The sequence below is a fragment of the Pseudomonas sp. 13B_3.2_Bac1 genome, assembly GCF_025466205.1.
Taxonomy (GTDB): domain Bacteria; phylum Pseudomonadota; class Gammaproteobacteria; order Pseudomonadales; family Pseudomonadaceae; genus Aquipseudomonas; species Aquipseudomonas fluorescens_H.
In genome coordinates this window covers 71899-94643 of the sequence record NZ_JANLOG010000145.1, presented here as the reverse complement: position 1 = coordinate 94643, position 22745 = coordinate 71899, and the positions used below count along the sequence as shown (strand labels likewise).

Annotated in this window: 20 protein-coding genes; 3 read left to right on the top strand and 17 right to left on the bottom strand. The window is 61.5% G+C overall.

What is annotated here, in order from left to right; all coding sequences use genetic code 11:
- Positions 1 to 124: 124 nt before the first annotated feature.
- On the top strand, positions 125 to 769 hold the full coding sequence (gene crp / locus NTD85_RS23825; RefSeq protein WP_003228797.1) for a cAMP-activated global transcriptional regulator CRP: 645 nt from the start codon (positions 125 to 127) through the stop codon (positions 767 to 769).
- Positions 770 to 778: 9 nt separating this feature from the next.
- Here the strand turns inward: crp and NTD85_RS23820 are convergent, their stop codons facing one another.
- The 4 genes from NTD85_RS23820 to NTD85_RS23805 all read right to left on the bottom strand — a co-directional run bounded on the left by NTD85_RS23820 (position 779) and on the right by NTD85_RS23805 (position 4063).
- Positions 779 to 1480, bottom strand: a complete 702-nt coding sequence (locus tag NTD85_RS23820) for a biotin/lipoate A/B protein ligase family protein (protein WP_103520813.1) — start codon at positions 1478 to 1480, stop codon at positions 779 to 781.
- A 98-nt stretch (positions 1481 to 1578) separates the two neighbouring features.
- The gene (gene trpC, locus NTD85_RS23815) at positions 1579 to 2415 is read right to left on the bottom strand and encodes an indole-3-glycerol phosphate synthase TrpC (RefSeq protein ID WP_262143357.1); all 837 of its coding nucleotides are present in this window, start codon (positions 2413 to 2415) and stop codon (positions 1579 to 1581) included.
- Positions 2412 to 3461 carry an anthranilate phosphoribosyltransferase gene (trpD, locus tag NTD85_RS23810; protein WP_003228800.1) on the bottom strand — a complete coding sequence of 350 codons (1050 nt, stop codon included), beginning with the start codon at positions 3459 to 3461 and terminating at the stop codon, positions 2412 to 2414. The genes trpC and trpD overlap by 4 nt, the downstream gene beginning before the upstream one ends.
- An 8-nt stretch (positions 3462 to 3469) precedes the next feature.
- The gene (locus tag NTD85_RS23805) at positions 3470 to 4063 is read right to left on the bottom strand and encodes an aminodeoxychorismate/anthranilate synthase component II (RefSeq protein WP_003228801.1); all 594 of its coding nucleotides are present in this window, start codon (positions 4061 to 4063) and stop codon (positions 3470 to 3472) included.
- 406 nt (positions 4064 to 4469) lie between these two features.
- Here NTD85_RS23805 and estP point away from each other — a divergent pair, with 406 nt between their 5' ends.
- Positions 4470 to 6380: an esterase EstP gene (gene estP / locus NTD85_RS23800; protein ID WP_262143356.1), complete on the top strand. Its 1911-nt coding sequence runs from the start codon at positions 4470 to 4472 to the stop codon at positions 6378 to 6380.
- 174 nt (positions 6381 to 6554) lie between these two features.
- Here the strand turns inward: estP and trpE are convergent, their stop codons facing one another.
- From trpE to NTD85_RS23750, 10 genes are all read right to left on the bottom strand, one after another.
- Positions 6555 to 8036, bottom strand: a complete 1482-nt coding sequence (gene trpE, locus NTD85_RS23795; protein WP_003228804.1) for an anthranilate synthase component I — start codon at positions 8034 to 8036, stop codon at positions 6555 to 6557.
- A 70-nt stretch (positions 8037 to 8106) separates the two neighbouring features.
- Positions 8107 to 8925 carry a phosphoglycolate phosphatase gene (locus NTD85_RS23790; protein ID WP_103484973.1) on the bottom strand — a complete coding sequence of 273 codons (819 nt, stop codon included), beginning with the start codon at positions 8923 to 8925 and terminating at the stop codon, positions 8107 to 8109.
- The gene (rpe, locus tag NTD85_RS23785) at positions 8922 to 9596 is read right to left on the bottom strand and encodes a ribulose-phosphate 3-epimerase (RefSeq protein ID WP_003228808.1); all 675 of its coding nucleotides are present in this window, start codon (positions 9594 to 9596) and stop codon (positions 8922 to 8924) included. The genes NTD85_RS23790 and rpe overlap by 4 nt, the downstream gene beginning before the upstream one ends.
- Positions 9597 to 9676: 80 nt before the next feature.
- Complete coding sequence (locus NTD85_RS23780) at positions 9677 to 10825, bottom strand: iron-containing alcohol dehydrogenase (RefSeq protein ID WP_262143355.1); 1149 nt, start codon at positions 10823 to 10825, stop codon at positions 9677 to 9679.
- Between the two features lie 223 nt (positions 10826 to 11048).
- Positions 11049 to 11873, bottom strand: coding sequence for an ABC transporter permease (locus tag NTD85_RS23775; protein WP_003228811.1), 825 nt, complete (start codon positions 11871 to 11873; stop codon positions 11049 to 11051).
- Positions 11874 to 11885: 12 nt separating this feature from the next.
- The gene (locus NTD85_RS23770; RefSeq protein WP_003228813.1) at positions 11886 to 13133 is read right to left on the bottom strand and encodes an ABC transporter permease; all 1248 of its coding nucleotides are present in this window, start codon (positions 13131 to 13133) and stop codon (positions 11886 to 11888) included.
- A 240-nt stretch (positions 13134 to 13373) separates the two neighbouring features.
- A complete protein-coding gene (locus NTD85_RS23765; RefSeq protein WP_103485889.1) occupies positions 13374 to 14417 on the bottom strand; it encodes an ABC transporter substrate-binding protein in 1044 nt (347 codons plus the stop codon).
- Between the two features lie 49 nt (positions 14418 to 14466).
- The gene (locus NTD85_RS23760) at positions 14467 to 15591 is read right to left on the bottom strand and encodes an ABC transporter ATP-binding protein (protein ID WP_103485890.1); all 1125 of its coding nucleotides are present in this window, start codon (positions 15589 to 15591) and stop codon (positions 14467 to 14469) included.
- 349 nt (positions 15592 to 15940) lie between these two features.
- A complete protein-coding gene (locus tag NTD85_RS23755) occupies positions 15941 to 16570 on the bottom strand; it encodes a response regulator transcription factor (protein WP_003228820.1) in 630 nt (209 codons plus the stop codon).
- An 84-nt stretch (positions 16571 to 16654) separates the two neighbouring features.
- A complete protein-coding gene (locus tag NTD85_RS23750) occupies positions 16655 to 19051 on the bottom strand; it encodes a PAS domain S-box protein (RefSeq protein WP_262143354.1) in 2397 nt (798 codons plus the stop codon).
- A 74-nt stretch (positions 19052 to 19125) separates the two neighbouring features.
- Here NTD85_RS23750 and NTD85_RS23745 point away from each other — a divergent pair, with 74 nt between their 5' ends.
- Positions 19126 to 20115, top strand: coding sequence for an alpha/beta hydrolase family protein (locus NTD85_RS23745; RefSeq protein WP_262143353.1), 990 nt, complete (start codon positions 19126 to 19128; stop codon positions 20113 to 20115).
- Between the two features lie 129 nt (positions 20116 to 20244).
- Here NTD85_RS23745 and NTD85_RS23740 read toward each other — a convergent pair whose 3' ends face one another.
- From NTD85_RS23740 to NTD85_RS23730, 3 genes are read right to left on the bottom strand one after another with little or no spacing between them, the layout of a single operon-like run.
- Positions 20245 to 21012, bottom strand: a complete 768-nt coding sequence (locus tag NTD85_RS23740; protein WP_103485894.1) for a TerB family tellurite resistance protein — start codon at positions 21010 to 21012, stop codon at positions 20245 to 20247.
- A 1-nt stretch (position 21013) separates the two neighbouring features.
- On the bottom strand, positions 21014 to 21685 hold the full coding sequence (murU, locus tag NTD85_RS23735) for an N-acetylmuramate alpha-1-phosphate uridylyltransferase MurU (protein ID WP_201136429.1): 672 nt from the start codon (positions 21683 to 21685) through the stop codon (positions 21014 to 21016).
- Entirely contained in the window at positions 21682 to 22701 is a 1020-nt protein-coding gene (locus NTD85_RS23730; protein ID WP_262143352.1) for an aminoglycoside phosphotransferase family protein, read from the bottom strand. Before NTD85_RS23730 ends, murU begins: the two co-directional genes overlap by 4 nt.
- Positions 22702 to 22745: the final 44 nt, after the last annotated feature.

The following is a 22745-nucleotide window of genomic DNA, read 5'->3' as shown; positions in this document are numbered from 1 at the left end:
TTCGACGAAGTGTCTGGTAAGCTGGCGCCAATTCGCTGGCGCCAATTGTCAGCCTGTGTAGCGACCGCCTTCAGCGCCTCATAAAAAATCAAACATCACCGTGCAGTCTTTTCGGGATACAACCATGGTTGCTATTACCCCCACACCCAAAATCAAGAACCTCGACAAGCTGTTGATGCATTGTCAGCGCCGTCGCCATGCGGCCAAGAGCAACATCATCTGCGCCGGCGATCGCTCGGACACGCTGTACTTCATCATCAAGGGTTCGGTGACGATCCTCATCGAAGATGACGACGGTCGCGAAATGATCATCGCCTACCTCAACGCCGGGGATTTCTTCGGCGAGCTGGGCCTGTTCGAACAAGCGGGTCAGGAGCAGGAGCGCAGTGCCTGGGTGCGGGCCAAGGTTGAATGTGAAATCGCCGAAATCAGCTACGTGAAGTTCCGCGAATTGTCGCAGCAGGATCCAGACATTCTTTACGTTCTCAGCGGACAAATCGCACAACGCCTGCGCAATACCACGCGCAAGGTCGGCGACCTGGCGTTCTTCGATGTCACCGGTCGCGTGGCCCGTTGCCTGCTGGAGTTGTGCAAGCAACCTGACGCGATGACCCACCCGGACGGCATGCAGATCAAGGTGACGCGTCAGGAAATCGGGCGGATTGTCGGTTGTTCGCGGGAGATGGTCGGTCGCGTGCTCAAGGATCTTGAAGAACGCAACCTGGTCGATGTGAAAGGCAAGACCATGGTGGTCTTCGGCACGCGCTAAGCGCGCTACTCAGGCGCTGTAGACCTGCGCCAGCATCAGTCGAAACAGCTCATCAAGACGCGCCAAAGCCGTTGGCGCGACGAACTTCTCATGCAGGGCGATGTGGCTTTCGGCCCGTACCCGCTGCTCCAGACCGCAAGCCTCGTTGAAGCGATTGACCGCCGCGACCATCGACTCGCGCTCGTTATCCATCAGCATCGCCCCATGCACCAACCCTACCGGACGCTGACCACCCTGACTCTGGCGCCAGCGCTGAGCGGTGCCGACCATCTTGCGGCCATCGAGATTGACGTTGAAGCGACCGTCGCAGAACGCGCCGGCGATTTCGCCCAACGACGACGTGCCGCCCAACTCATCCAGCAACTCGCAGATCGGATCGCACAGACGCCGGTAGCCGGTTTCGATGCGGTTCAAATCACCCTCGCTGCGGGGCGGGGCGTAGACCAACGCGATGTTGATGGTTGAAGCGGATTGCGGGACCGGTTCGCCACCGGTTTCCCGCAGCAATACCGGCCAACCGGCAGCAGCGGAGACTTCGCAGGCATGCTCGAAACCGGGCAGACGATTGAGGCGACGCGGCATGACCAAGGCGCGATCACTGGGTTGCCAGAACAGCAGGCCGAATTCGGCATCGCCGGCGCAGATCGAGGCCAACAGGTCTTGTTCGGCTTGTAGGCCGGCTTCGATGGGGAGAGGGACTGGCAGCGACATGACGAACTCCGGCAGATCTGGAATCTGTAGGGAATTGACTGGCCTCTTCGCGGGCAAGCCCGCTCCCACAGGGGACGCGGGCGCCTGCAAAGACGTGATCAGTCGAGGGTCGAACCACTGACCGGTACACCACGCTCCGGGAAGAACAGGCGCTGCAGTTCGGTGCCCGGGCTTTCCGCGCGCATGAACGCTTCGCCGACCAGGAATGCGTAGACGTCGCTGATTTCCATCAGCTCGACATCGGCACGGTTGAGAATGCCGCTCTCGGTGATCACCAGGCGATCGCGCGGGATGCGCGGCAGCAGGTCGAGGGTGGTTTCCAGGCTGACGTCGAAGGTGTGCAAGTTGCGGTTGTTGACCCCGACCAGCGGCGTGTCGAGGGTTTTCAGTGCGCGCTCCAGCTCATCGCCATCATGTACTTCAACCAGCACATCGAGACCGACGCCTTTGGCAACCGAGGCCAGCTCGGCCATTTTCACGTCGTCCAGTGCGGAGACGATCAGCAGCACGCAGTCGGCGCCCAGCGCGCGGGCTTCGACGATCTGGTACGGATCGATCATGAAGTCCTTGCGGATCACCGGCAATTTGCACGCGGCGCGGGCCTGTTGCAGGTAGACATCAGCGCCCTGGAAGTAGTCGATATCGGTCAGCACGGAAAGACAGGTCGCCCCGCCCTTCTCGTAGCTCTTGGCGATATCGGCAGGCACGAAGTTTTCGCGGATCACGCCTTTGCTCGGCGAAGCCTTTTTGATTTCGGCGATCACCGCCGGTTGCTTCGTCTTGGCCTGCGCCAGCAGGGCCTGGGCAAAACCACGGGGTGCATCGGCCGCCTTGGCCAGACTTTCCAGCTCGCTCAGGCTGACGCGAGCGCTGCGCTCGGCGACTTCCTGGACTTTGCGCGCCAGAATGTTTTCCAGAACCGTCGGTACACTCATCCCTCATTCTCCACTTTGAATACCGCGGTAAAGGCACCCAACTCCTCGAGTTTTTCCCGAGCAAGACCGGTGTGCAGAGCATCGTGCGCAAGTGCCACGCCTTCTTTGAGACTGGTCGCCAGGTCAGCCGCGTACAGCGCCGCACCGGCATTGAGCACAATCATTTCGGCAGCCTTCTGGCCGTTTTCGGTCTTGCGCTTGCCCAGCGCATCGCGGATCAGCGCCAGCGAAGCTTCCGGGCCTTCGACCGACAGACCGTGCAGGCTCTGGCTCTTCATGCCCAGATCTTCCGGCTCGACCCAATATTCGGTGATTTCGTTGTTCTTCAGCTCAGCCACAAAAGTCGGCGCGGCAAGACTGAACTCGTCCAGACCGTCCTTCGAATGCACCACCAGTACGTGCTTGCTGCCCAGGCGCTGCAAGACTTCGGCCAATGGCCGGCACAGCGCAGGGGTAAACACGCCCACCACCTGATGTTTGACACCGGCCGGATTCGTAAGCGGGCCGAGCATGTTGAACAGCGTACGCAGGCCGAGATCGCGGCGCGGGCCGGCGGCGTACTTCATCGCTTTGTGGTGAGTTTGGGCAAACATGAAACCGATGCCGACGTTGTCGATGCAACGGGCGACCTGTACCGGCGTCAGGTTCAGGTAGATGCCGGCTGCTTCCAGCAGGTCGGCGCTGCCGCTTTTGCCCGACACTGCACGGTTACCGTGCTTGGCCACGGTGCAACCCGCCGCCGCGACGACGAACGCGGACGCCGTCGATACGTTGAAAATGTTCGCACCGTCACCGCCGGTGCCGACCACATCGACCACGCCGTCGAGGGTCTTGAGTTCGACCTGATCGGCCAGCTCACGCATCACGGAAACCGCGCCGACGATTTCGTCGATGCTCTCGCTCTTCATGCGCATCGCCATCATGAACGCGCCAATCTGCGCCTCGGTGCATTGACCGGTCATGATTTCGCGCATCACGTCGCGCATTTCTTCGGTACTGAGGTCGAGGTGTTCGACGATACGGCTCAGGGCTGTCTTGATGTTCATGGGAGTCCTTAGCGCGTGCCGCCGGTTTGTTTGAGGAAGTTGGCAAACAGTTCATGGCCCTGTTCAGTCAGGATCGACTCAGGGTGGAACTGTACGCCCTCAATGTTCAGGGTCTTGTGACGCAGGCCCATGATTTCATCGACCGAGCCGTCGTCGTGCTGCGTCCACGCGGTCAGCTCCAGGCACTCGGGCAAAGTATCGTGTTTGACGATCAGCGAGTGGTAGCGGGTAACCGTCAGCGGATGATTCAGACCGGCAAAAACGCCCTTGTCCTCGTGGAATACCGGGCTAGTCTTACCGTGCATTACCTGACGGGCACGCACGACATCGCCGCCGAAGGCCTGACCGATGGACTGATGGCCCAGGCAGACGCCAAGGATCGGCAGTTTGCCGGCGAAATGTTTGATGGCTTCGATGGAGATGCCGGCTTCGGTCGGCGTGCACGGGCCTGGCGAGACCACGATGCGCTCCGGGTTGAGCGCTTCGATTTCAGCGATGGTCAGTTCGTCGTTGCGCACGACCTTGACCTCGGCCCCCAGCTCGCCGAGGTATTGCACAACGTTGTAAGTAAAGGAGTCGTAGTTGTCGATCATCAGCAACATGGCGTTTCGAACCTCTTGAATTCTGACTTGGAGACAGCCTTCGAATGACTTGCCCGCAGGGCGCTGCACGATGTCGGACGCACAGGTGGCGTCGGCACAGCGGTATTTCAAACGGGCAAGGAAGGCAAAGCGATACAGATCCGGCCGGGCCGGCAGAAAAGATTCAGGCGCGCCAACGCCAACGGGCGTGTGCCTTGATGACTTGATCCAGAAGTTTGCTGACGATCAACACGGGGAAGGTCTCGTTCATACGTTCCGGCACAGTAACTTAGCTGGGCAGAGCGTGCAATATGGCGGGGCTGACGGGGGGCAAAACAACAGGGGTGTTCGCGACCGATGGCAAAAGGCCGGAAGTTTTTGGTACTGTCGTTTTGTTCACTACAACAATAAATAAACGGACTTGCTCATGATCAAACAGACGTTGTTCGTACCGCTTGCCGGATGCCTGCTCGCCATGGCTTGCGCCCAGGCTTACGCAGCACCCGCGCCCTATTCCAACTTCATCGTGTTCGGCGACAGTCTGAACGATGCCGGGACCTTCAGCGACCCGGGCGGCCCTGCCGGCGCCACCCAGCGCTACACCAACCGCACCGGCCCGCTGTACAAGGATGGAACCGGGGAAAACCGAGATCTTAATGCCACCCAGATCATTGGCGGCAAGCTGGGTTTCAATCCGAACCAGACCGCCTCTTCATCCTCGGCGGTACGCGCCAGCGAAGGTCTGCCCGATGGCAACAACTGGGCGGTCGGCGGCTATCGCACTGACCAGATTCTCGACTCGATCACCACGGAGTCGGCCACCGGTGAACGCACCCGCGCCGGTTACCTGCCGTCGAACGGCTTCCGTGCCGATCCGAACGCGCTGTATTACCTGTCCGGTGGCGGCAACGACTTCCTGCAAGGTCGCGTGCTCAGCCTCGATCAGGCCAGCTCGGCAGCCGATCGCCTGGCCGACAGCGTACGCACACTGCAAGGCGCCGGCGCCAAATACATCATGGTCTGGCTACTGCCGGACATCGGCCTGACCCCGGCGATCAACGGCTCGCCGCTGCAGGGTTTCACCTCCCAGCTCAGCGCGCAGTTCAACACCGAACTGGTCAGCCAGCTGCAGGGCATCAACGCTGAAATCATCCCGCTGAACATTCCAGTGCTGCTCAAGGAAGTGTTCGCCAACCCGGCGCAGTTCGGTCTCGCCACCGACCAGAACCTGACCGCCACCTGCTTCAGCGGCAACAGCTGCACCGAGAACGCCCGATACGGCATCAACAGCGCCACGCCGGATCCGTACAAATTGATCTACAACGACTCGGTGCACCCGACCGAAGCCGGCCAACGCCTGATCGCCGACTACGCCTACTCGCTGCTGGCCGCCCCGTGGGAACTGACCCTGCTGCCGGAAATGGCTCAAGGCGCCTTGCGCGCGCACCAGGATGAACTGCGCAATCAATGGCTGGCCGACTGGGAAAACTGGCAGGGCATCGGCCAATGGCGGGCGATTGTCGCCGGTGGCGGCCAACATCAGGATTTCGACGGCCAGCACAGCGCAGCCAGTGCCGATGGCAATGGCTATAACCTGAATATCGGCGGCAGCTATCGCGTCAACGAAGCCTGGCGGGTCGGTCTGGCCGCGGGTCTCTACCACCAGAAACTCGAAGCCGGCGACGCTGACTCCGAATACAAACTCAACTCCTACATGGGCACCGCGTTCGCCCAGTACCAGCAAGATCGCTGGTGGGGCGACCTGGCGATGACCGCCGGGAAACTCGACTACGACAGCCTCAAGCGTAAATTCCAGCTCGGGGTCAACGAGCGCGGGGAGAAAGGCGACACCGACGGCTATGTACTGGCGATCAGCGGCCGTATCGGCTACGACATTGCGCAGCAGGCCAGCAGTCCGTGGCACCTGTCGCCGTTTGTCAGCGCCGACTTCGGCAAGACTGAAGTCGATGGTTATTCGGAAAAAGGCGCGGACGCCACAGCGCTGACCTTCGATGACCAGTCACGCAACTCGCGGCGTCTGGGCCTGGGTATTCAAGGCAAGTACCAGATCACCGCGCAGACCGAAGTGTTCGGCGAATTCGCTCACGAGCGTGAGTACAACGACGACCGCCAGGATCTGACCATCAACCTCAACAGCCTGCCAGGTAATCGCTTTACCCTCGAAGGCTACGAGCCGCAGACCAACCTCAATCGCCTGAACCTGGGCGTGAGCCACAAGCTCACGCAGGATTTGGCGTTGCGCGCCAGCTACAACGTGCGCAAGGATGATGACTTCACCCAGCAAGGGGTGAACGTGGGGGTCAGTCTGGATTTCTGATCTGTAGGCATAAAAAACGCGGCGCCTGTGAGGGCGCCGCGTTTTTTTTATGCCAGACCACAATCCAATGTGGGAGCGGGCTTGCTCGCGAAAGCGGTGTATCAGCCAACATCCATTTTGAATGTCAGGCCGCATTCGCGAGCAAGCCCGCTCCCACAGGGGGACTGTGTGAACTCAGCTTTCCGGGGTCTGCTCAGCCAGGGCCACGGCACGGAACATCGCGCGGCGCTTGTTCAGGGTTTCTTCCCATTCCAGTGCCGGCACCGAGTCGGCAACGATGCCGCCACCGGCCTGCACGTGCAGTTCGCCGTTCTTGATCACCGCGGTACGAATCGCAATCGCGGTGTCCATATTGCCGTTCCAGGCGAAGTAACCGACCGCACCGCCATACACGCCACGCTTGACCGGCTCCAGTTCGTCGATGATTTCCATCGCACGGATCTTCGGCGCGCCGGACAAGGTGCCCGCCGGCAGAATCGCCCGCAGTGCGTCCATCGCGGTCAGCCCGGCCTTCAACTGGCCGGTGACGTTGGAGACGATGTGCATCACGTTGGAATAGCGCTCGATGACCATTTTCTCGGTGAGCTTCACCGAACCGATTTCCGAAACCCGGCCAGTGTCGTTACGACCGAGGTCGATCAGCATCAGGTGCTCGGCGATCTCTTTGTCGTCCGACAGCAGATCCTCTTCCAGCGCCAGATCCGCCTCTTCGGTGGCCCCGCGTGGACGAGTGCCGGCAATCGGGCGCACGGTGATCAGGTTGTCTTCGACCCGCACCAGCACTTCCGGCGAACTGCCGACGACGTGGAAGTCGCCGAAGTTGAAGAAGTACATGTACGGCGTCGGGTTGAAGCAACGCAGGGCACGATACAGATCGATCGGCGCGGCCTTGAAGTCGATCGACATGCGTTGCGACGGCACGACCTGCATGCAGTCGCCCGCGAGGATGTATTCCTTGATGGTGTCGACGGCTTTTTCGTAGTCGCTCTGGGTGAAACTGGAGCGAAACACCGGATCAGCGGCTTGTTGCTTGCTGAAATCCAGGCCACGGCGCGGGGTGATCGGCTGGCGCAGTTTCTCCAGCAGTTCCTGCAATTGCGCCTGCCCCTGCTCGTAAGCATCGGCTTGCGCCGGGTCAGCGAGGACAATCGCGTGCATCTTGCCCGCGAGGTTGTCGAACACCACCACCGCATCAGAGACCATCAGCAGAATGTCCGGCACGCCCAGTGGATCCGGGTTCGGGCATTTGCCCAGACGTTTCTCGACATAGCGCACGCAGTCGTAACCGAAGTAGCCGACCAGACCACCGTTGAAACGCGGCAGACCGGCGATGGTCGGCACGTTGTAGCGGGCCTTGAAGGTTTCGACGAAGGCGAGCGGGTCTTCGACGTCATGGCTTTCGGTCTCGACGCCATCGACGGTGATGCTCACGTGATGGTCGTGCACCCGCAGCACAGTGCGGCACGGCAGGCCGATGATCGAGTAACGGCCCCATTTCTCGCCACCCTGCACCGATTCGAGCAGATAGGAGTTGGGCTGGTCGGCCAGTTTCAGGTAGATCGACAGCGGCGTGTCGAAGTCGGCCAGGGTTTCGCAGGCCAACGGAATGCGGTTGTAGCCGTCAGCGGCCAAGCGCAGGAATTCTTCGCGGATCATGAGGTGCCTCGTGGTGTGAGGTGCTAACAGTCAGGTATGCAAACGCGCCGGCAAGCCGGCCAGGAACCAGTCAGGCGCGCCAACGCCAGCGGGCCAGGGCCTTGATGACTTTCATCCAGAGTTTGCGGGTGACCACCACGATGGCGTTTCCAGAAGGAGATTGAGAAGCGTCGGGCAACGTTATCTCAGCGGCAGTACCGAGGCAACCGGGAATTAGCTTGCGCAGATCGTCGATCACCAGTGCCGGGGATTCCTCGGCAATCGGTCGACCGTGGTTATAGCCGTAGCTCAGCGCCACACACTTGACCCCCGCCGCTTTCGCCGCCTGCACGTCACTGCGCGAGTCGCCGACGAACAGCGATTGCGAGGCCGGGATGTTGGCCATTTTCATCACGAAGAACAGCGCGGCCGGATCAGGCTTCTTCTGCGGCAGGGTGTCGCCGCCGATGATCCATTTGAAGTAGCGGCCGATCTTCATCTGATCCAGCAGCGGTGCGACGAAACGCTCCGGCTTGTTGGTGATCAGCGCCATGGCCACGCCCTGCTTGTGCAACCACTTGAGGGTGTCGCGCACGCCGGGATAGACCACGGTCAGCTCATGACTCGCGCCGTAGGCTTCCATGAACACTTCCAGCGCGTGCTCGGCCTCGACGTCGTCCACCGCCGAATGATCGATGCCACCGGCCAGCGCCCGGCGCACCAGCACCGGTGCGCCGTTGCCGACCCACTCGCGCACCGCCTCGATGCCGGCAGGCTTGCGGCCGAGGGAGAGCAGCATGGTGTCCACCGCGGCCGCCAGGTCGGGAACCGAGTCGATCAACGTGCCATCCAGATCGAACATCACCAACCGTGGCAGTTGCCCCGGGAACAGCTGCTCAAAACCGCTCATGGGCGCGCCAGCGCCAGTTCGGAACGCATCTTGTCGATGACTTCCTGATAGTTCGGCGCATTGAAGATCGCCGAACCGGCGACGAAGGTGTCAGCACCGGCCGCGGCGATTTCACGGATATTGTTGACGTTGACGCCGCCGTCGATTTCCAGACGAATGTCGCGGCCCGAGGCATCGATGATCGCCCGCGCTTCGCGCAGTTTATCGAGGGTGCCGGGGATGAACTTCTGCCCGCCGAAGCCCGGGTTGACGCTCATCAGCAAGACCATGTCGACCTTGTCGATCACGTACTTGAGCACGTCCAGCGGGGTCGCTGGGTTGAACACCAGCCCGGATTTGCAGCCGCCTTCACGGATCAGTTGCAGCGAACGATCGACGTGCAGCGTGGCTTCCGGGTGGAAAGTGATGTACGTCGCACCGGCCTCGATGAAGTCGCCGACGATGCGATCCACCGGGCTGACCATCAGGTGCGCGTCGATCGGCGCGGTGATGCCGTACTTGCGCAATGCTGCGCAGACCATCGGGCCAATGGTCAGGTTCGGCACGTAGTGGTTGTCCATGACATCGAAGTGGACGAAGTCGGCACCGGCGGCCAGAACATTGTCCACTTCTTCGCCGAGGCGGGCGAAGTCGGCGGAGAGAATCGACGGAGCAATTACGAAGGGCTGCATGACGCACCTTTTCTGAGCTAAATCACGATGGCGCGCATTGTATACCTCAAGTTTCCGTGCGCGCACCGTGACCGCGATGATCAGTACGCCGCTCGGTAGATCTTCTCGATATCCGCAGCGCTGAGCTTGCGCGGGTTGTTGCGCATCAAACGCTCGATTCCCGCGGCCTCCACAGCCATGGCCGGGATCGCCTCTTGCGGCACACCGAAAGTGCGCAGCCCGGCCGGAATTTCCACCGCCGCACACAGTTCGGTCATCGCCTGCACGGCTTTGTCCGCCGCCTCGGTGGCGCTCAGATGAGCGGTCTTCACCCCCATGGCTTCGGCGATATCCTGCATGCGCTCGACACAGGCCATCTTGTTCCAGGTCATGACATACGGCAGCAACAAGGCGTTACTGACGCCATGGGCAATGTTGAAACGCCCGCCCAACGGATAGGCCAACGCATGCACCGCGCCGACCCCGGCATTGCCGAACGCCATGCCGGCCATCAGGCTGGCGGTGGCCATGTCTTCACGGGCTTGCAGGTTGCCGCCATTGGCGTAGGCCTTGGGCAGCGCCCTGGCGATCAACTTGATTGCGCCGAGCGCCAGCGAGTCGGTGATCGGCGAAGCGTTGACCGACAGATAGGATTCGATGGCATGCACCAGCGCATCGACGCCACTGGCGGCGGTGACGCTGCGCGGGCAGGTCAGGGTCATTTGTGGACTGACCAGCGCCACGTCCGGCAGCAGGTAGTCGCTGACGATGCCTTTCTTCAGTTGTGCAACCTTGTCGGAGAGGATGGCGACGTTGGTCACTTCCGAGCCGGTGCCGGCGGTGGTCGGGATGGCGATCAGCGGCGGACCTTTGCGCGGCACCTGCTCGACGCCGAACAGGTCTTCCAGCGCGCCGTGATAGCCGGCGTACGCGGCAACGCTCTTGGCGATGTCGATGGCACTGCCGCCGCCCAGGCCGATCAAGCCGTCATGCCCGCCCTCGCGATACACGCGCATGCAATCTTCGACGATGGCGATTTCCGGGTCCGGCAGCACCCGGTCGAAGATCTCGTACTCGCGCCCGCCCAATTGGCACAGCGCCAGCTCCACGGTGCCGGACTTGACCAGCGCGGCGTCGGTGACGATCAGCGGGTTGTCGATATCCAGCCGCGTGAGTTCCGCCGCCAGTTGCTCGATGGCCCCGGCGCCGGTGATCAGTTTGTGAGCGATTTTGAACTGGGACAGACTCATTGTGCGCAGCCTCTTATAGATGTGGGAGCTGAGCACAAGCGTAGTTGAGGGATCCGGGTTGTCTGCCATTCACCCCATGAATGAGACAAAACTTCGCATACAACACAAATCCCTTGTGGGAGGGGGCTTGCTCCCGAAAGCGGTGGGTCAGTCGACATCTACTTCAACTGATCCACCGCTTTCGGGAGCAAGCCCCCTCCCACAGTTTTTATCGTGTACAGCTTCAGACTTGGGCAGTGCGAAGTTTCTCGCTACGACCGCGCAGCCATTCGAGGGTTAACAGCAGGATGACGGAGAAGGCGATCAACAAAGTTGCCGCAGCAGCAATCGTCGGACTGAGGTTCTCGCGAATCCCGCTGAACATCTGCCGTGGCAGCGTCGCCTGCTCGGGGCCGGCGAGGAACAGCGTCACCACCACTTCATCGAACGATGTGGCGAAAGCAAACAACGCCCCGGAAATCACTCCCGGCGCAATCAGCGGCAGGGTCACCCGGCGGAACGTGGTCAACGGCGATGCGCCGAGGCTGGCCGCCGCCCGCACCAGATTCTGATTGAAACCCTGCAACGTCGCCGACACGGTGATGATCACGAACGGCACACCCAGCACTGCGTGCACCACGATCAGCGAGAAGAAGCTGTTGCCCAGACCCAGCGGCGCGAAGAACAGATAACTCGCCACACCAATGATCACCACCGGCACCACCATCGGCGAAATCACCAGCGCCATCACCAGCGCCTTGCCGGGGAAATCGCCACGGGTCAGGCCAATGGCGGCCAGCGTGCCGAAGACCATCGCCAGCACCGTTGCCGCGGGGGCGACGATGATGCTGTTCTTCAGCGAACGCATCCATTCCGCCGAGGCGAAGAAGTCCTGATACCAGTGCAGGGAGAAGCCCTGCAGTGGGTACACCAGAAAACTGCCGGAGTTGAACGACAGCGGCACGATCACCAGCACCGGCAGAATCAGGAACAGCAGGATCAGGCCGCAGAGAATCCGCAAGCTGTAGAACCACACCCGTTCGATGGGCGACATGTAAGGACTCAGCATTTCAAATTCCCCTTAGCTCAGGCGCAGGCGACTGGCGCCCACCAGCCAGCTGTAGATCAGATACAGCACCACGGTCGCCAGCAGCAACAAGCCGCCCAGTGCAGTGGCCATGCCCCAGTTGATGCTGGTGTTGGTGTAGAACGCGACGAAGTAACTGACCATCTGATCGTTCGGGCTGCCGAGCAGCGCCGGGGTGATGTAGTAGCCGATGGCGAGAATGAACACCAACAGGCAACCGGCACCGACGCCGGCATAAGTCTGCGGGAAATACACCCGCCAGAAACTGGCGAACGGATGGCAGCCCAGCGAGATCGCGGCGCGCATGTAGGTCGGCGAGATGCCTTTCATCACGCTGTAAATCGGCAGAATCATGAACGGCAGCAGGATGTGCACCATCGAGATGTAGACCCCGGTGCGGTTGAACACCAGCTCCAGCGGCTTATCGATGATGCCCATGGCCATCAGCGCGCTGTTGATCAGCCCGCCCGATTGCAGCAACACGATCCACGCCGCGACCCGCACCAGAATCGAAGTCCAGAACGGCAGCAGCACCAGAATCATCAGCAGGTTGCTTTGCCGCGAGGGCAGGTTTGCCAGCAGGTAGGCCAGTGGATAGGCGAGGAACAGGCAGATCACGGTGATGACCAGCCCCATCCAGAAAGTCCGGGCAAAAATGTCGAGGTAGATCGCCTGATCCGGGGTGGCCGGCGCCACTTCACCAAGGTCGTCGATGCGGTGATCGACTGCCGCCAGCAGATAGTAAGGCGTGATGTTGCTGGTGTTGCGGCGCACCGCTTGCCAGTAGGCCGGATCGCCCCAACGCTCGTCGAGCGCTTCGAGGGCTTCTTTATAGGAGGCCGGCTCGCTGGCGAAAGGCAGCGCGCGGGCGGTTTTGGTCAGCAGGCTGCGATAGCCGGCCAACTCCATGTTCAAGCGCTTGGACAGATCGCCCAAGGTCTGGTTTTTGCGGGCTTCGGCGAGGTCTTCGCCGGCGGCTTTATAAACCGGTTCGGCGGGCAGGCCGCGGCCGTCCCAACTGGCGATGGCCGCCACGGTGCGTGGCATGCCGCCGACCACTTCCGGGTTGCCGACGCTTTTATAGAGCAGCGCCACAATCGGCACCAGGAACACCAGCAACAGAAACAGCACCAGCGGCGCAATCAACGCCTGAGCCTTCCAGCGGTTGACCCGCTCGGCGCGCTTGAGCTTCTGCTTCAAGGTGGGGCTGGTGCCCTCGTTCAGGGGAACGGCGATGGCCATGACGTACTCCGCAAATCTTTGATCGTTACAGAGGTGGCGAACCACCTCTGTTGTGTTGAAACACCATGCCTGATGATGGCGATTCCCTGTGGCGAGCGAGCTTGCTCGCGCTGGGCTGCGAAGCGGCCCCAAAATTGTGTGGGCAGTGCCAATTTTGTGAGTGCTGCGCACTGGTGCGCCAGCCCGGTCAAGCGGGAGCAAGCTCCCTCGCCACAGGAGCCCTCATAGTGGGAGCGATGGTTATTTCGCAGCCCAGGAATTGAAGCGCTGCTCCAGTTGCTCGCCGTTGTCAGCCCAGAAGCTGACGTCGATCTGCACCTGGTTGGCGATGTTTTCCGGGGTGGTCGGCATGTCTTTCAGTACGTCCTTGCTCAGCAGCGGTACCGCTTGGGTGTTGGCCGGGCCGTAGGCGATGTTTTCCGAGTAGGTCTTCTGTTGCTGCGGCTGAACCGAGTAGGCAATGAACTTCTTCGCAGCATCGGCGCGGGTCTTGTCCAGACCTTTCGGGATGGCCCACGCGTCGAAGTCGTAGATGCCGCCGTTCCAGACGACCTTGAGGTTGGATTCTTTCTGCACGGCCGCGATGCGACCGTTGTAGGCCGAGCTCATGACCACGTCACCGGAAGCGAGGTATTGCGGCGGTTGGGCGCCCGCCTCCCACCACTGGATGTAAGGCTTGAGTTCGTCGAGTTTCTTGAAGGCGCGATCCTGACCGTCCTTGCCGGCCAATACTTTGTAAACGTCTTTTGGTGCAACACCGTCAGCCATCAACGCGAATTCCAGAGTGTACTTGGCGCCTTTACGCAGGCCGCGCTTGCCCGGGAATTTCTTGGTGTCCCAGAAATCTGCCCAACTGGCGGGTGGCGCTTTGAGCTTGTCGGCGTTGTATGCCAGCACGGTCGACCAGACGAAGAAGCCCACGCCGCACGGCTGGATCGCGCCCTTTACATAGTCTTCGGTCTTGCCGAACAGCGCCGGGTCGAGTTGCTCGAACATGTCTTCATCACAACCACGGGCCAGCTCCGGGGATTCAACTTCCACCAGATCCCAAGACACACTCTTGGTATCGACCATGGCTTTGACCTTGGCCATTTCGCCGTTGTACTCGCCAGCAACGATCTTGCCGTTGCCCGCCGCCTGCCACGGTGCGTAGAACGCTTTTTCCTGGGCGGCCTTGTTCGCCCCGCCAAACGACACCACAGTCAGATCAGGGCCGGCGGCCATCGCGTGTGCCGCACCCATCAGGCCCAGGGTCAGGGCTGTCAACTTCAGGGATCTCAACATTTATTGTTCTCTCCACGTGCAGGGTTGGTGTTGGTATTGCGGGGGGCGATCAGTTCGCCTCTAACAGCGGGTCGAGCGCACGAACGTGCTCGACCTGCCAGCCAAGCGGAACCACGTCCCCGACCGCGAGCGCTGGATCGAGCTCGGCAATCGGCTGTTTCACGAAGAAGTCGGTCTTGCCGCAGACTTCCAGGCGCACCCGGACGTGGTCGCCCAGATAGATGAATTCCGCCACCCTCCCTGAGAAGCGGTTTACGCATTGGTCGCTCGAACCGTTGAGGCTCACGCGCTCCGGGCGAATCGACAGAGTCACGGGTTCGCCGGTCTGGCCGACGTTGACCGCCAGCGCCTCGACCTTCTCGCCACGGCCCAGCTCGACCACGCAGCGCTCGCCGCTCTGACTGAGCAGACGGCCGTTGAGGCGGTTGTTCTCGCCGATGAAGTTGGCGACGAAGGTGTTTTTCGGCTCTTCGTAGAGGGTGCGCGGCGGGGCGATCTGCTGGATTTCGCCCTGATGAAACACGGCGACGCGGTCGGACATGGTCAGGGCTTCACCCTGGTCGTGGGTCACGTAGACCACGGTCACGCCGAGGCGCTGGTGCAGGTGCTTGATCTCCATCTGCATGTGTTCGCGCAATTGCTTGTCGAGTGCGCCCAGCGGTTCGTCCATCAGCACCAGTTGCGGTTCGAACACCAGTGCCCGGGCCAGCGCCACACGCTGCTGCTGACCGCCGGAGAGTTGCGCCGGATAGCGCGACGCGAAGGCGTCGAGCTGGACCATGCTCAGGACTTTCTTGACCTTGTCGCTGACGTCGCTCTTGTTCAAGCCACGGACGGTCAGCGGGAAAGCCAGGTTCTCGGCTACGGTCATGTGCGGGAACAGCGCGTAGTTCTGGAACACCATGCCGATGTCGCGCTTGTGCGGCGGCACGTTGTTGATCGCACGGCCGGCCAGGAGGATTTCGCCGGCGGTCGGGGTTTCGAAGCCGGCAAGCATCATCAGGCTGGTGGTCTTGCCCGAGCCGGACGGCCCGAGCAGGGTCAGGAACTCGCCTTTGCGAATGTCCAGGTTGAGGTCTTTGACGATCAGGTTCTCGCCGTCGTAGCTCTTCTGCACTCCACGAAAGCTGACCAGCACGTCACTGGTCCCTGCGTTTGAATCGACCTGGCTCATACCCACACCTTTGTTATTGGTAACTGCTCTGGATTAAGCCTAGTGGCTGGCGCCAGCCACGCAAATCGGGGCGCAGGAGAGAATCGCCTCAGCCGGATGGAAGGTTGGGGGTAGGGATTGCCCTACAAGGATGGCGCGTTTTGGCAAGCGCAGCGGAAGCGACGAGCGGCGAGCCGCAAGAACAGGCAAACGCGGCTGTCGCTAATGGATATGCCCACAATTGCAGGCCAGATGGAGATTCCCTGTGGGAGCGGGCTTGCTCGCGAACGCGGTGTGTCAGTCACTGAATGATTGGATGACACACCGCATTCGCGAGCAAGCCCGCTCCCACAGTAGAAATACGGTGTGCTTAGAGGAGTTTATGTTCCATCGCGTATTTCACCAGCTCGGCCAGCGAGGTGATGTTGAGCTTCTGCATCAGCCGCGCCTTATGGGTGCTGATGGTCTTGCTGCTCAGGGCCAGTTGCTGGGCGATGTCGTTGACGTTGGCGCCTTGGGCCAGGCGCTCGAACACCGAGAACTCGCGTTCGGACAACAGCGAATGCAACGGACGCGTGTCAGTCAGGCCGACCTCGAAGACCATCCGGTCGGCCAGCTCCGGGTCGATGTAACGCCCGCCGGCCGCGACCTTGCGAATAGCTGTCAGCAACAGCGCCGGATCACTGTCCTTGGTCGCATAGCCAGCGGCGCCGACCTTCAGCGCACGGGCAGCCATTTGTGCTTCGTCGTGCATCGACAACACCAGAATCGCCGGCGGATTGTTCAGCGCGCGAATCCGCGGGATCGCTTCCAGTCCATTGACCCCGGGCATCGAGATGTCCAGCAACACCACTTCACATGGCACGCTGCGCAGGGTTTCGAGGAGTTGTTCGCCATTACTCGCCTCCCCCACCACTTGCAGATCCTTGGCCAGGCCGATCAATTGCTTGATGCCTTCACGGACGATGGTGTGGTCTTCGGCTACCAATACACGGATCAAGTTTTTCTCCAGATTTCAGGTACACACCAAACCCTGTGGGAGCGAGCCTGCTCGCGATAGCGTCAGCTCAAACACCACAAACCTTCAAACCTCACTCACCGGCACCCACACATGCAGACTGGTGCCCTCCCCCGGTTCACTCTCAAGCACCAGCCGCCCGCCCATGATCAGCACCCGCTCGCGCATACCGACCAAACCAAAGGAAGTCGGCCGATCCGCAGTGGCGACAAAGCCTACGCCATCATCGCTGACCGTCAGACACAACTCATCGTCTTCCAGCACCAGCGTCAGCTCCACAGTATGCGCCTGGGCATGGCGCATGACGTTGGTCAGCGCCTCCTGCAGGATACGGAACAGGCCAATCGCCTTGGCATCGCTGAGCGCCGGCAGATTGTCCGGCACCTGCACCAGACACGGAATCTGCGTACGCGCCTCGAAGCGCCGCGCCTGCCACTCGATCGCCGAGGCGATCCCGGCATCGAGGATCGGCGGGCGCAGCGCCGTCGCCACATCGCGCACCAACTGGAACAACTGGGCGATCAGGCGTTTCATGCTGTTCAAGCGCTCGTTCAGCCCCGGGTCGAGCTGCGCATAGGCCAGCTCGCACATCGAGGTTTCCAGTTTCAGCACCGTGAGCATCTGCCCCAGCTCATCGTGCACTTCGCGGGCGATTCGCGCCTTCTCTTCTTCGCGCACGCTTTCCAGGTGCGCCGACAATTCGCGCAGTTGCTCGCGGGACGCGGCCAGCTCCAGTTCAATGCGCTTGCTTTCGCTGATGTCCCAGACGATGCCGTCCCAGACATAGGCGCCATCCTCCAGTTGGCGGGTGATCGCCTTGATCTCGGCCCAGCGCTGTTCGCCCTGGCGAGTGAGGATGCGGCCCTGCCACGACCAGTCACTGTCGGTGTCCAGCGCCTGATCCTGGGTCTGGTGGTAACTGGCCCTGTCTTCGGGATGCACCAGACTGCGCAAGCCCATGTCACGGTGCGCGATGGCGGCCGGCGCGTAACCGACCAGGCTCTCGCTGCCCTCACTGATGTAGGCGAAATCGATCTGCCCGGTCACCGCCGCCCGCTCCAGACGGAACACCAGTCCCGGCACGTTGGCGGCGATGCCTTGCAAGCGCGCTTCACTTTCCTGCAACGCAGCCAGTGCTCGGCGACGCTCGGTGACGTCGGTGAGGTAAACCACCAGATACTCGCTGTCGCGAAAGCGCAGGAAACTCAGCGAGACGTCCGCCGGCAAGATGCTGCCATCAGCGCGCACGCAACTGGTTTCAAAGCTCAGCGGCCCTTCTTCACTGGCCCGCGCGCGTTTCCACAGGTTGAGCCAGCGGTCCATGTGCAGACCGGGTTCGAAGTCGATCAGCGGCCGCTCGATCAGCGCGCCCTGTGGATAACCGAGCATGTGTTCCGCCGCGCGGTTCGCGTAGCGCACATGGCTGTCCCAGTTGACCCAGAGAATGCCGACGGTGCTTTGATCGATGGAAAACTGGGTCAGGCGCAAGGCTTCTTCGCTGGCCGCGCGCAGGGCAATATCTTCCCGGGCCGCCAGCAGGCGCTGTTCGAGGCTATGTTGCTGGCGTCGCTGCCAGACCACGATGGCCACACAACTGAGCAGCAACACGGCAAACAGCAGACTGAGGTTCTGCCAGAACCCCGGCGATTCGGTGAGGCGCGGGTACTTGGGTTGCAGCCATTGGTTGTGCAGGCGCTCCAGATCCTTGGCCGGGATCGCCCGCAAGGCGCTTTCGATAATCCCGGCCAACTGTGGCCAGTCCCGCCGCGTGGCGACTCGCAACAGCTGCGGCAAGCCGATATCGCCGACCACCACCAGCCCGGCGAACTCCGGCTCGGCGGACAATCGCCCGAGTTGCGCTTCGTCCACCACGGCGTAGGACGCTTGCTGAGTCAATAACAGTTGCAACGCCTGACGCTCCAGCGGCACGCCTTGCAGATTCAGGTGCGGATAATTGCTGCGCAAATAATCGGCGGTGACGCTGGGCATGCGCACGGCGACGCGGGACAGGCTGTCGAGCTTTTCCAGCTCGACCACGCCGCCGCTCTTCTGGTCGCTGACCACCAGTTGCGGCACACGCATGTAAGGATCGGAAAACAGCCACAGGCGCAGTGCCTCCGGGGTCTGGGTCAAGCCCGGGGCGATGTCGATTTCACCTTCGCGAGCGGCCTCCTCCAGTTGTGTCAGATCCTGAAAATTGCGCCAGCTCAGATCGACATTCAGGGTTTTGGCCAGTGACTTCATCAATTCGACATTGGCCCCGGACAAGCGCTGCAGACGCCGGTCGTACTGCGCGTACGGTGCCTGCAACACCAGACCGACGCGCAGCTCCCGGTGCTGCGCCAGCCATTGCTGCTCGCCGGGCGTCAACAGCGCCGCGTGCGCCGCCGGCGCAGACGCCGCCCAGCCCATCAAGGGAAAACACAACCAGCCGATAACCCACAGGCAGCAAAAACGCATCATTGAAGTCTCGTACACTGACAAATTCTGACCAACCCATTAGGCTGCCGGGATACTTTTCTGGCCTGGAATAACCGATGCCCTCTGTCTACCGCCTGGCAATGCCAGCATTGTGCCTGTCGCTGATCCTGCCTTGTGCGTTTTCCGTCGAGGCTGCCGATCCGGCGCCCGCCTCCACCGCCGGGCAACCGGCCACCGAAAAACCGGCCGAACGCCAGCCACTGCTTGAGCGTAGTCAGGAAGAAGCCGCGGCACTCGAACGCAAAGTCCCGGCGCAAGAACAGCAGCAACTGCAGGCCGGCGCCGACACTTTCCTCGCCCTGTGGAAACCGGCCAACACCGCCGACCCGAAAGGTGCGGTGATTATCGTCCCGGGCGCCGGCGAAACCGCTGACTGGCCGCAAGTGATCGGCCCGCTGCGCAACAAATTGCCCGACGTCGAGTGGAGCAGCCTGAGCATCACCCTGCCGGATCTGCAAAGCGATGTCATCGCCCCGCGCGTGATTGCGCCCGCCGCCGCGCCGAAAGCCCCGGAAAGTGGCAGCAAGGATTCCACCACCGCGCAACCGATCGAACAGGCGGCGGGCGGTGAAGCGGAAGTGGCGGATCAGGTGGTTGCCGAAACGACTGAAGAACAGTCCAAGGCGGATGCCGAGCGCATCTTCGCGCGGATCGACGCGGCGATTGCCTACGCTGAGCAACAAAGCGCACGCCGGGTCGTCGTCCTCGGTCACGGCACGGGCGCCTACTGGGCGGCGCGTTTCCTCAGCGAGCGGCAGAGTTCGCAGGTCGAGAAGCTGGTGATGGTCGATGCGCAAACGCCAAGCAAGGCCAAGCCGCCACTGGCCGAGCTGACGCCGACCCTGAAGTTGCCGACGGCGGATATTTTCTACATGGACAAGGCGCTGGATCGCACCGCGGCGCTGGAACGCATGCAGGCCAGCAAGCGCTTGAAGACTTCAGCGTTCAGCCAGGTGGCGCTCAAGGCGTTGCCGGATAAAAAGGCTGAGCAGGAACAGTTGTTCCGGCGGGTGCGTGGCTGGTTGAATCCGCAGAAGACTGACTGATAGACCGAGTCGCCCCATTCGCGAGCAAGCCCGCTCCCACCCTGATCGCGTTCCTTCAGCTGAAATGCGATCAAAGTGGGAGCGGGCTTGCTCGCGAAGAGGCCCTCATCAACAACTAACTTCTAACGATCAGCGAAAATCCCGTCGCGCCCGAATCAACGTAAACGCGTTGTGCAGCTCGCGGGTTTTCTCGGTCGCGTCACGCACCTGCTCCGGCGTCGCGCCGCTGCCGGCGATCTTGTCCGGGTGATGACGGCTGAGCAGTCGTCGATAGGCGCGCTTGATCTGCGCCGGCTCGCTGGTCGCCGACACGCCGAGCAGGCGCATCGCTTCCTGATAACTCATCGCAGCACTGACAATCGGCCGTTTGTTCGGCTCGTAATCATTGGCCAGCGCCTGGATCTGGTGCGTTGTCCACCCCAGCCACTTGCCCCACTGCGCCAATAATTCACGCTCACTGACGCCCGCGCGACCGTCGGCCCAGACCATCCGCCAGCAGGCGCGCAACACGCCTTCGGCAGCATGCGGCTGAGCACTCAGGCGTCGCAGATAACCGCGCAGGCGGTCGCCGCCGGACTTGCCGCGATTGAACGCGGCAATCGCCCGCCGCCGCGCCGGTTCGCTCATTTCCAGGGCGTTCATTTCATTGCGCGCCTGCTGGATATGACCGTCCGTCACCCGCCCGTCACTCTTGGCCAGACGCCCGAGCAACACGAACAGCAACTCGTCGTTGCGCAACATCGGCCGGCCGCCGAGTTTTTCCCGCAAGTGTCCCCAGCTCTGCAAGTGCAGACGCCGATCCAGCGCCTGTCCCAACAATGCCCCAAGCATGGCCCCCGGAATGCTGGCAATCGCAAAACCTGCTCCGGCTCCAATCAGAGTCCCTGGCCACAACATATCAACGACTCGCTTCTATCAATGCTTCAGCTTCGGCCAGACGCTCATGCGTACCGACATCCACCCAATGGCCTTTCAGACGCTCGCCCGTGACCTGTCCATCGGCCATGGCTTTGCGCAGCAATGGTGCGAGCTTGAACGCGCCGTCGGCGCAGCCATCGAACAACTGCGGATGGAGCACGGCGATGCCGCTGTAGGTCAGGGTTTGCGCACCCGCCTGGCCATCGCTCACCCGACCGTCAGTCAGGGTGAAATCGCCCGTCGGATGATGGGCCGGGTTGTCCGCCAGTACGAGATGCGCCAGACCGTTGATCGGTTGATGCAGCACGCTGAAGTCGTAATCGGTCCAGATGTCACCGTTGACCACCAGAAACGCATCATCACCGAGCAACGGCAAGGCGCGGAAAATCCCGCCGCCGGTTTCCAGCGGCTCACCTTCCGGCGAGTACTGGATGCTCACGCCGAACTGCGAACCGTCGCCCAGATAATCCTCGATCTGCTGACCGAGCCAGGCATGGTTGATCACGATCTCGCTGAAACCGGCCGCTGCCAGCGCGCGCAGGTGATATTCGATCAACGGTACGCCGCCGGCACGCACCAGCGGTTTGGGGGTGGTCAGGGTCAGCGGGCGCATGCGCTCGCCCTTGCCTGCCGCCAGAATCATGGCCTTCATGCAGTCACTCCGCCACGCAGACTGGCGAGCAACGCCTGCAGGTCCGCCAGTTCCGGACGACGAGCGATCACCGCTTCTATATAGGCGAAGAAACGCGGCACGTCGGCCAGATAGCGCGGCTTGCCATCGCGATGGCAGATGCGGGCGAAGATGCCGATGACTTTCAGGTGACGCTGTACGCCCATCAGGTCGCTGGCGCGCAGGAAGTCTTCGAAATCGGCCTGCACCGGGATGTTCAGCGCAGCGGCTTGCTGCCAGTAACTTTCCAGCCAGCCACGCACACGCTCTTCAGGCCAACTGAGGAAGGCATCCTTGAACAGGCAGGTGACGTCGTAGGTGACCGGGCCGTAGACCGCGTCCTGAAAGTCGAGCACACCGGGATTCGGCGCGCTGAGCATCAGATTGCGCGGCATGTAGTCGCGGTGCACCAACACTTTCGGCTGGGCCAGAGCGCTGTCGATCAGCAGATCGCTGACGGCTTGCCACTGTTGCTGCTGTGCTGCATCAAACTCGATGCCGAGTTCGCGCTTCACGTACCACTCGGGGAACAGTTCCAGTTCGCGGCGCAGCAGTGCCACGTCGTAACTCGGCAGTGGTGCGACCATCGGCAATTGCTGAAAAGCCAGCAGAGATTGCAGCGCATCGCTGAACAAAACGTCAGCATTTTCGCTGTCGATTACGTCGAGATAGGTCTTGTTGCCCAGGTCATTGAGCAAAAGAAATCCGCGTTCGAGGTCTTCTGCATAAATTTTCGGCACATTAATTCCGGATTTCGCCAGCAAAAAGGCGATATCCACGAACGGTTTGCAGTTTTCCTGGGGTGGCGGAGCATCCATCACGACGAAGCTGCGGCCCGCTCCTTCCCAGCGGAAATACCGCCGGAAACTCGCGTCGCTGCTGGCCGCGGTCAACGTGGCCGGGGGTACGGCGCCCCAGCCCTGATCTGCAAAAAGGATTGCCAACTGTTCATCGAGCCAAACTTTCAGGTGTTGCAAGCGTACATCTTGGTCAGGCATTGCAAGGGTCTCCGACGGCGCTAGCCGTCAAGCGGGTCATGCTT

Bases quoted from the DNA above. Each gene is read 5' to 3' on its own strand.
- estP (WP_262143356.1), top strand. From the start codon at position 4,470: ATGATCAAACAGACGTTGTTCGTACCGCTTGCCGGATGCCTGCTCGCC.
- murU (WP_201136429.1), bottom strand. From the start codon at position 21,685: ATGAAGGCCATGATTCTGGCGGCAGGCAAGGGCGAGCGCATGCGCCCG.
- crp (WP_003228797.1), top strand. From the start codon at position 125: ATGGTTGCTATTACCCCCACACCCAAAATCAAGAACCTCGACAAGCTG.
- trpE (WP_003228804.1), bottom strand. From the start codon at position 8,036: ATGATCCGCGAAGAATTCCTGCGCTTGGCCGCTGACGGCTACAACCGC.
- NTD85_RS23780 (WP_262143355.1), bottom strand. From the start codon at position 10,825: ATGAGTCTGTCCCAGTTCAAAATCGCTCACAAACTGATCACCGGCGCC.
- NTD85_RS23775 (WP_003228811.1), bottom strand. From the start codon at position 11,873: ATGCTGAGTCCTTACATGTCGCCCATCGAACGGGTGTGGTTCTACAGC.
- trpD (WP_003228800.1), bottom strand. From the start codon at position 3,461: ATGAACATCAAGACAGCCCTGAGCCGTATCGTCGAACACCTCGACCTC.
- NTD85_RS23750 (WP_262143354.1), bottom strand. From the start codon at position 19,051: ATGATGCGTTTTTGCTGCCTGTGGGTTATCGGCTGGTTGTGTTTTCCC.
- NTD85_RS23765 (WP_103485889.1), bottom strand. From the start codon at position 14,417: ATGTTGAGATCCCTGAAGTTGACAGCCCTGACCCTGGGCCTGATGGGT.
- NTD85_RS23745 (WP_262143353.1), top strand. From the start codon at position 19,126: ATGCCCTCTGTCTACCGCCTGGCAATGCCAGCATTGTGCCTGTCGCTG.
- trpC (WP_262143357.1), bottom strand. From the start codon at position 2,415: ATGAGTGTACCGACGGTTCTGGAAAACATTCTGGCGCGCAAAGTCCAG.
- NTD85_RS23730 (WP_262143352.1), bottom strand. From the start codon at position 22,701: ATGCCTGACCAAGATGTACGCTTGCAACACCTGAAAGTTTGGCTCGAT.
- NTD85_RS23820 (WP_103520813.1), bottom strand. From the start codon at position 1,480: ATGTCGCTGCCAGTCCCTCTCCCCATCGAAGCCGGCCTACAAGCCGAA.
- NTD85_RS23805 (WP_003228801.1), bottom strand. From the start codon at position 4,063: ATGTTGCTGATGATCGACAACTACGACTCCTTTACTTACAACGTTGTG.
- NTD85_RS23760 (WP_103485890.1), bottom strand. From the start codon at position 15,591: ATGAGCCAGGTCGATTCAAACGCAGGGACCAGTGACGTGCTGGTCAGC.
- NTD85_RS23770 (WP_003228813.1), bottom strand. From the start codon at position 13,133: ATGGCCATCGCCGTTCCCCTGAACGAGGGCACCAGCCCCACCTTGAAG.
- NTD85_RS23740 (WP_103485894.1), bottom strand. From the start codon at position 21,012: ATGTTGTGGCCAGGGACTCTGATTGGAGCCGGAGCAGGTTTTGCGATT.
- NTD85_RS23790 (WP_103484973.1), bottom strand. From the start codon at position 8,925: ATGAGCGGTTTTGAGCAGCTGTTCCCGGGGCAACTGCCACGGTTGGTG.
- rpe (WP_003228808.1), bottom strand. From the start codon at position 9,596: ATGCAGCCCTTCGTAATTGCTCCGTCGATTCTCTCCGCCGACTTCGCC.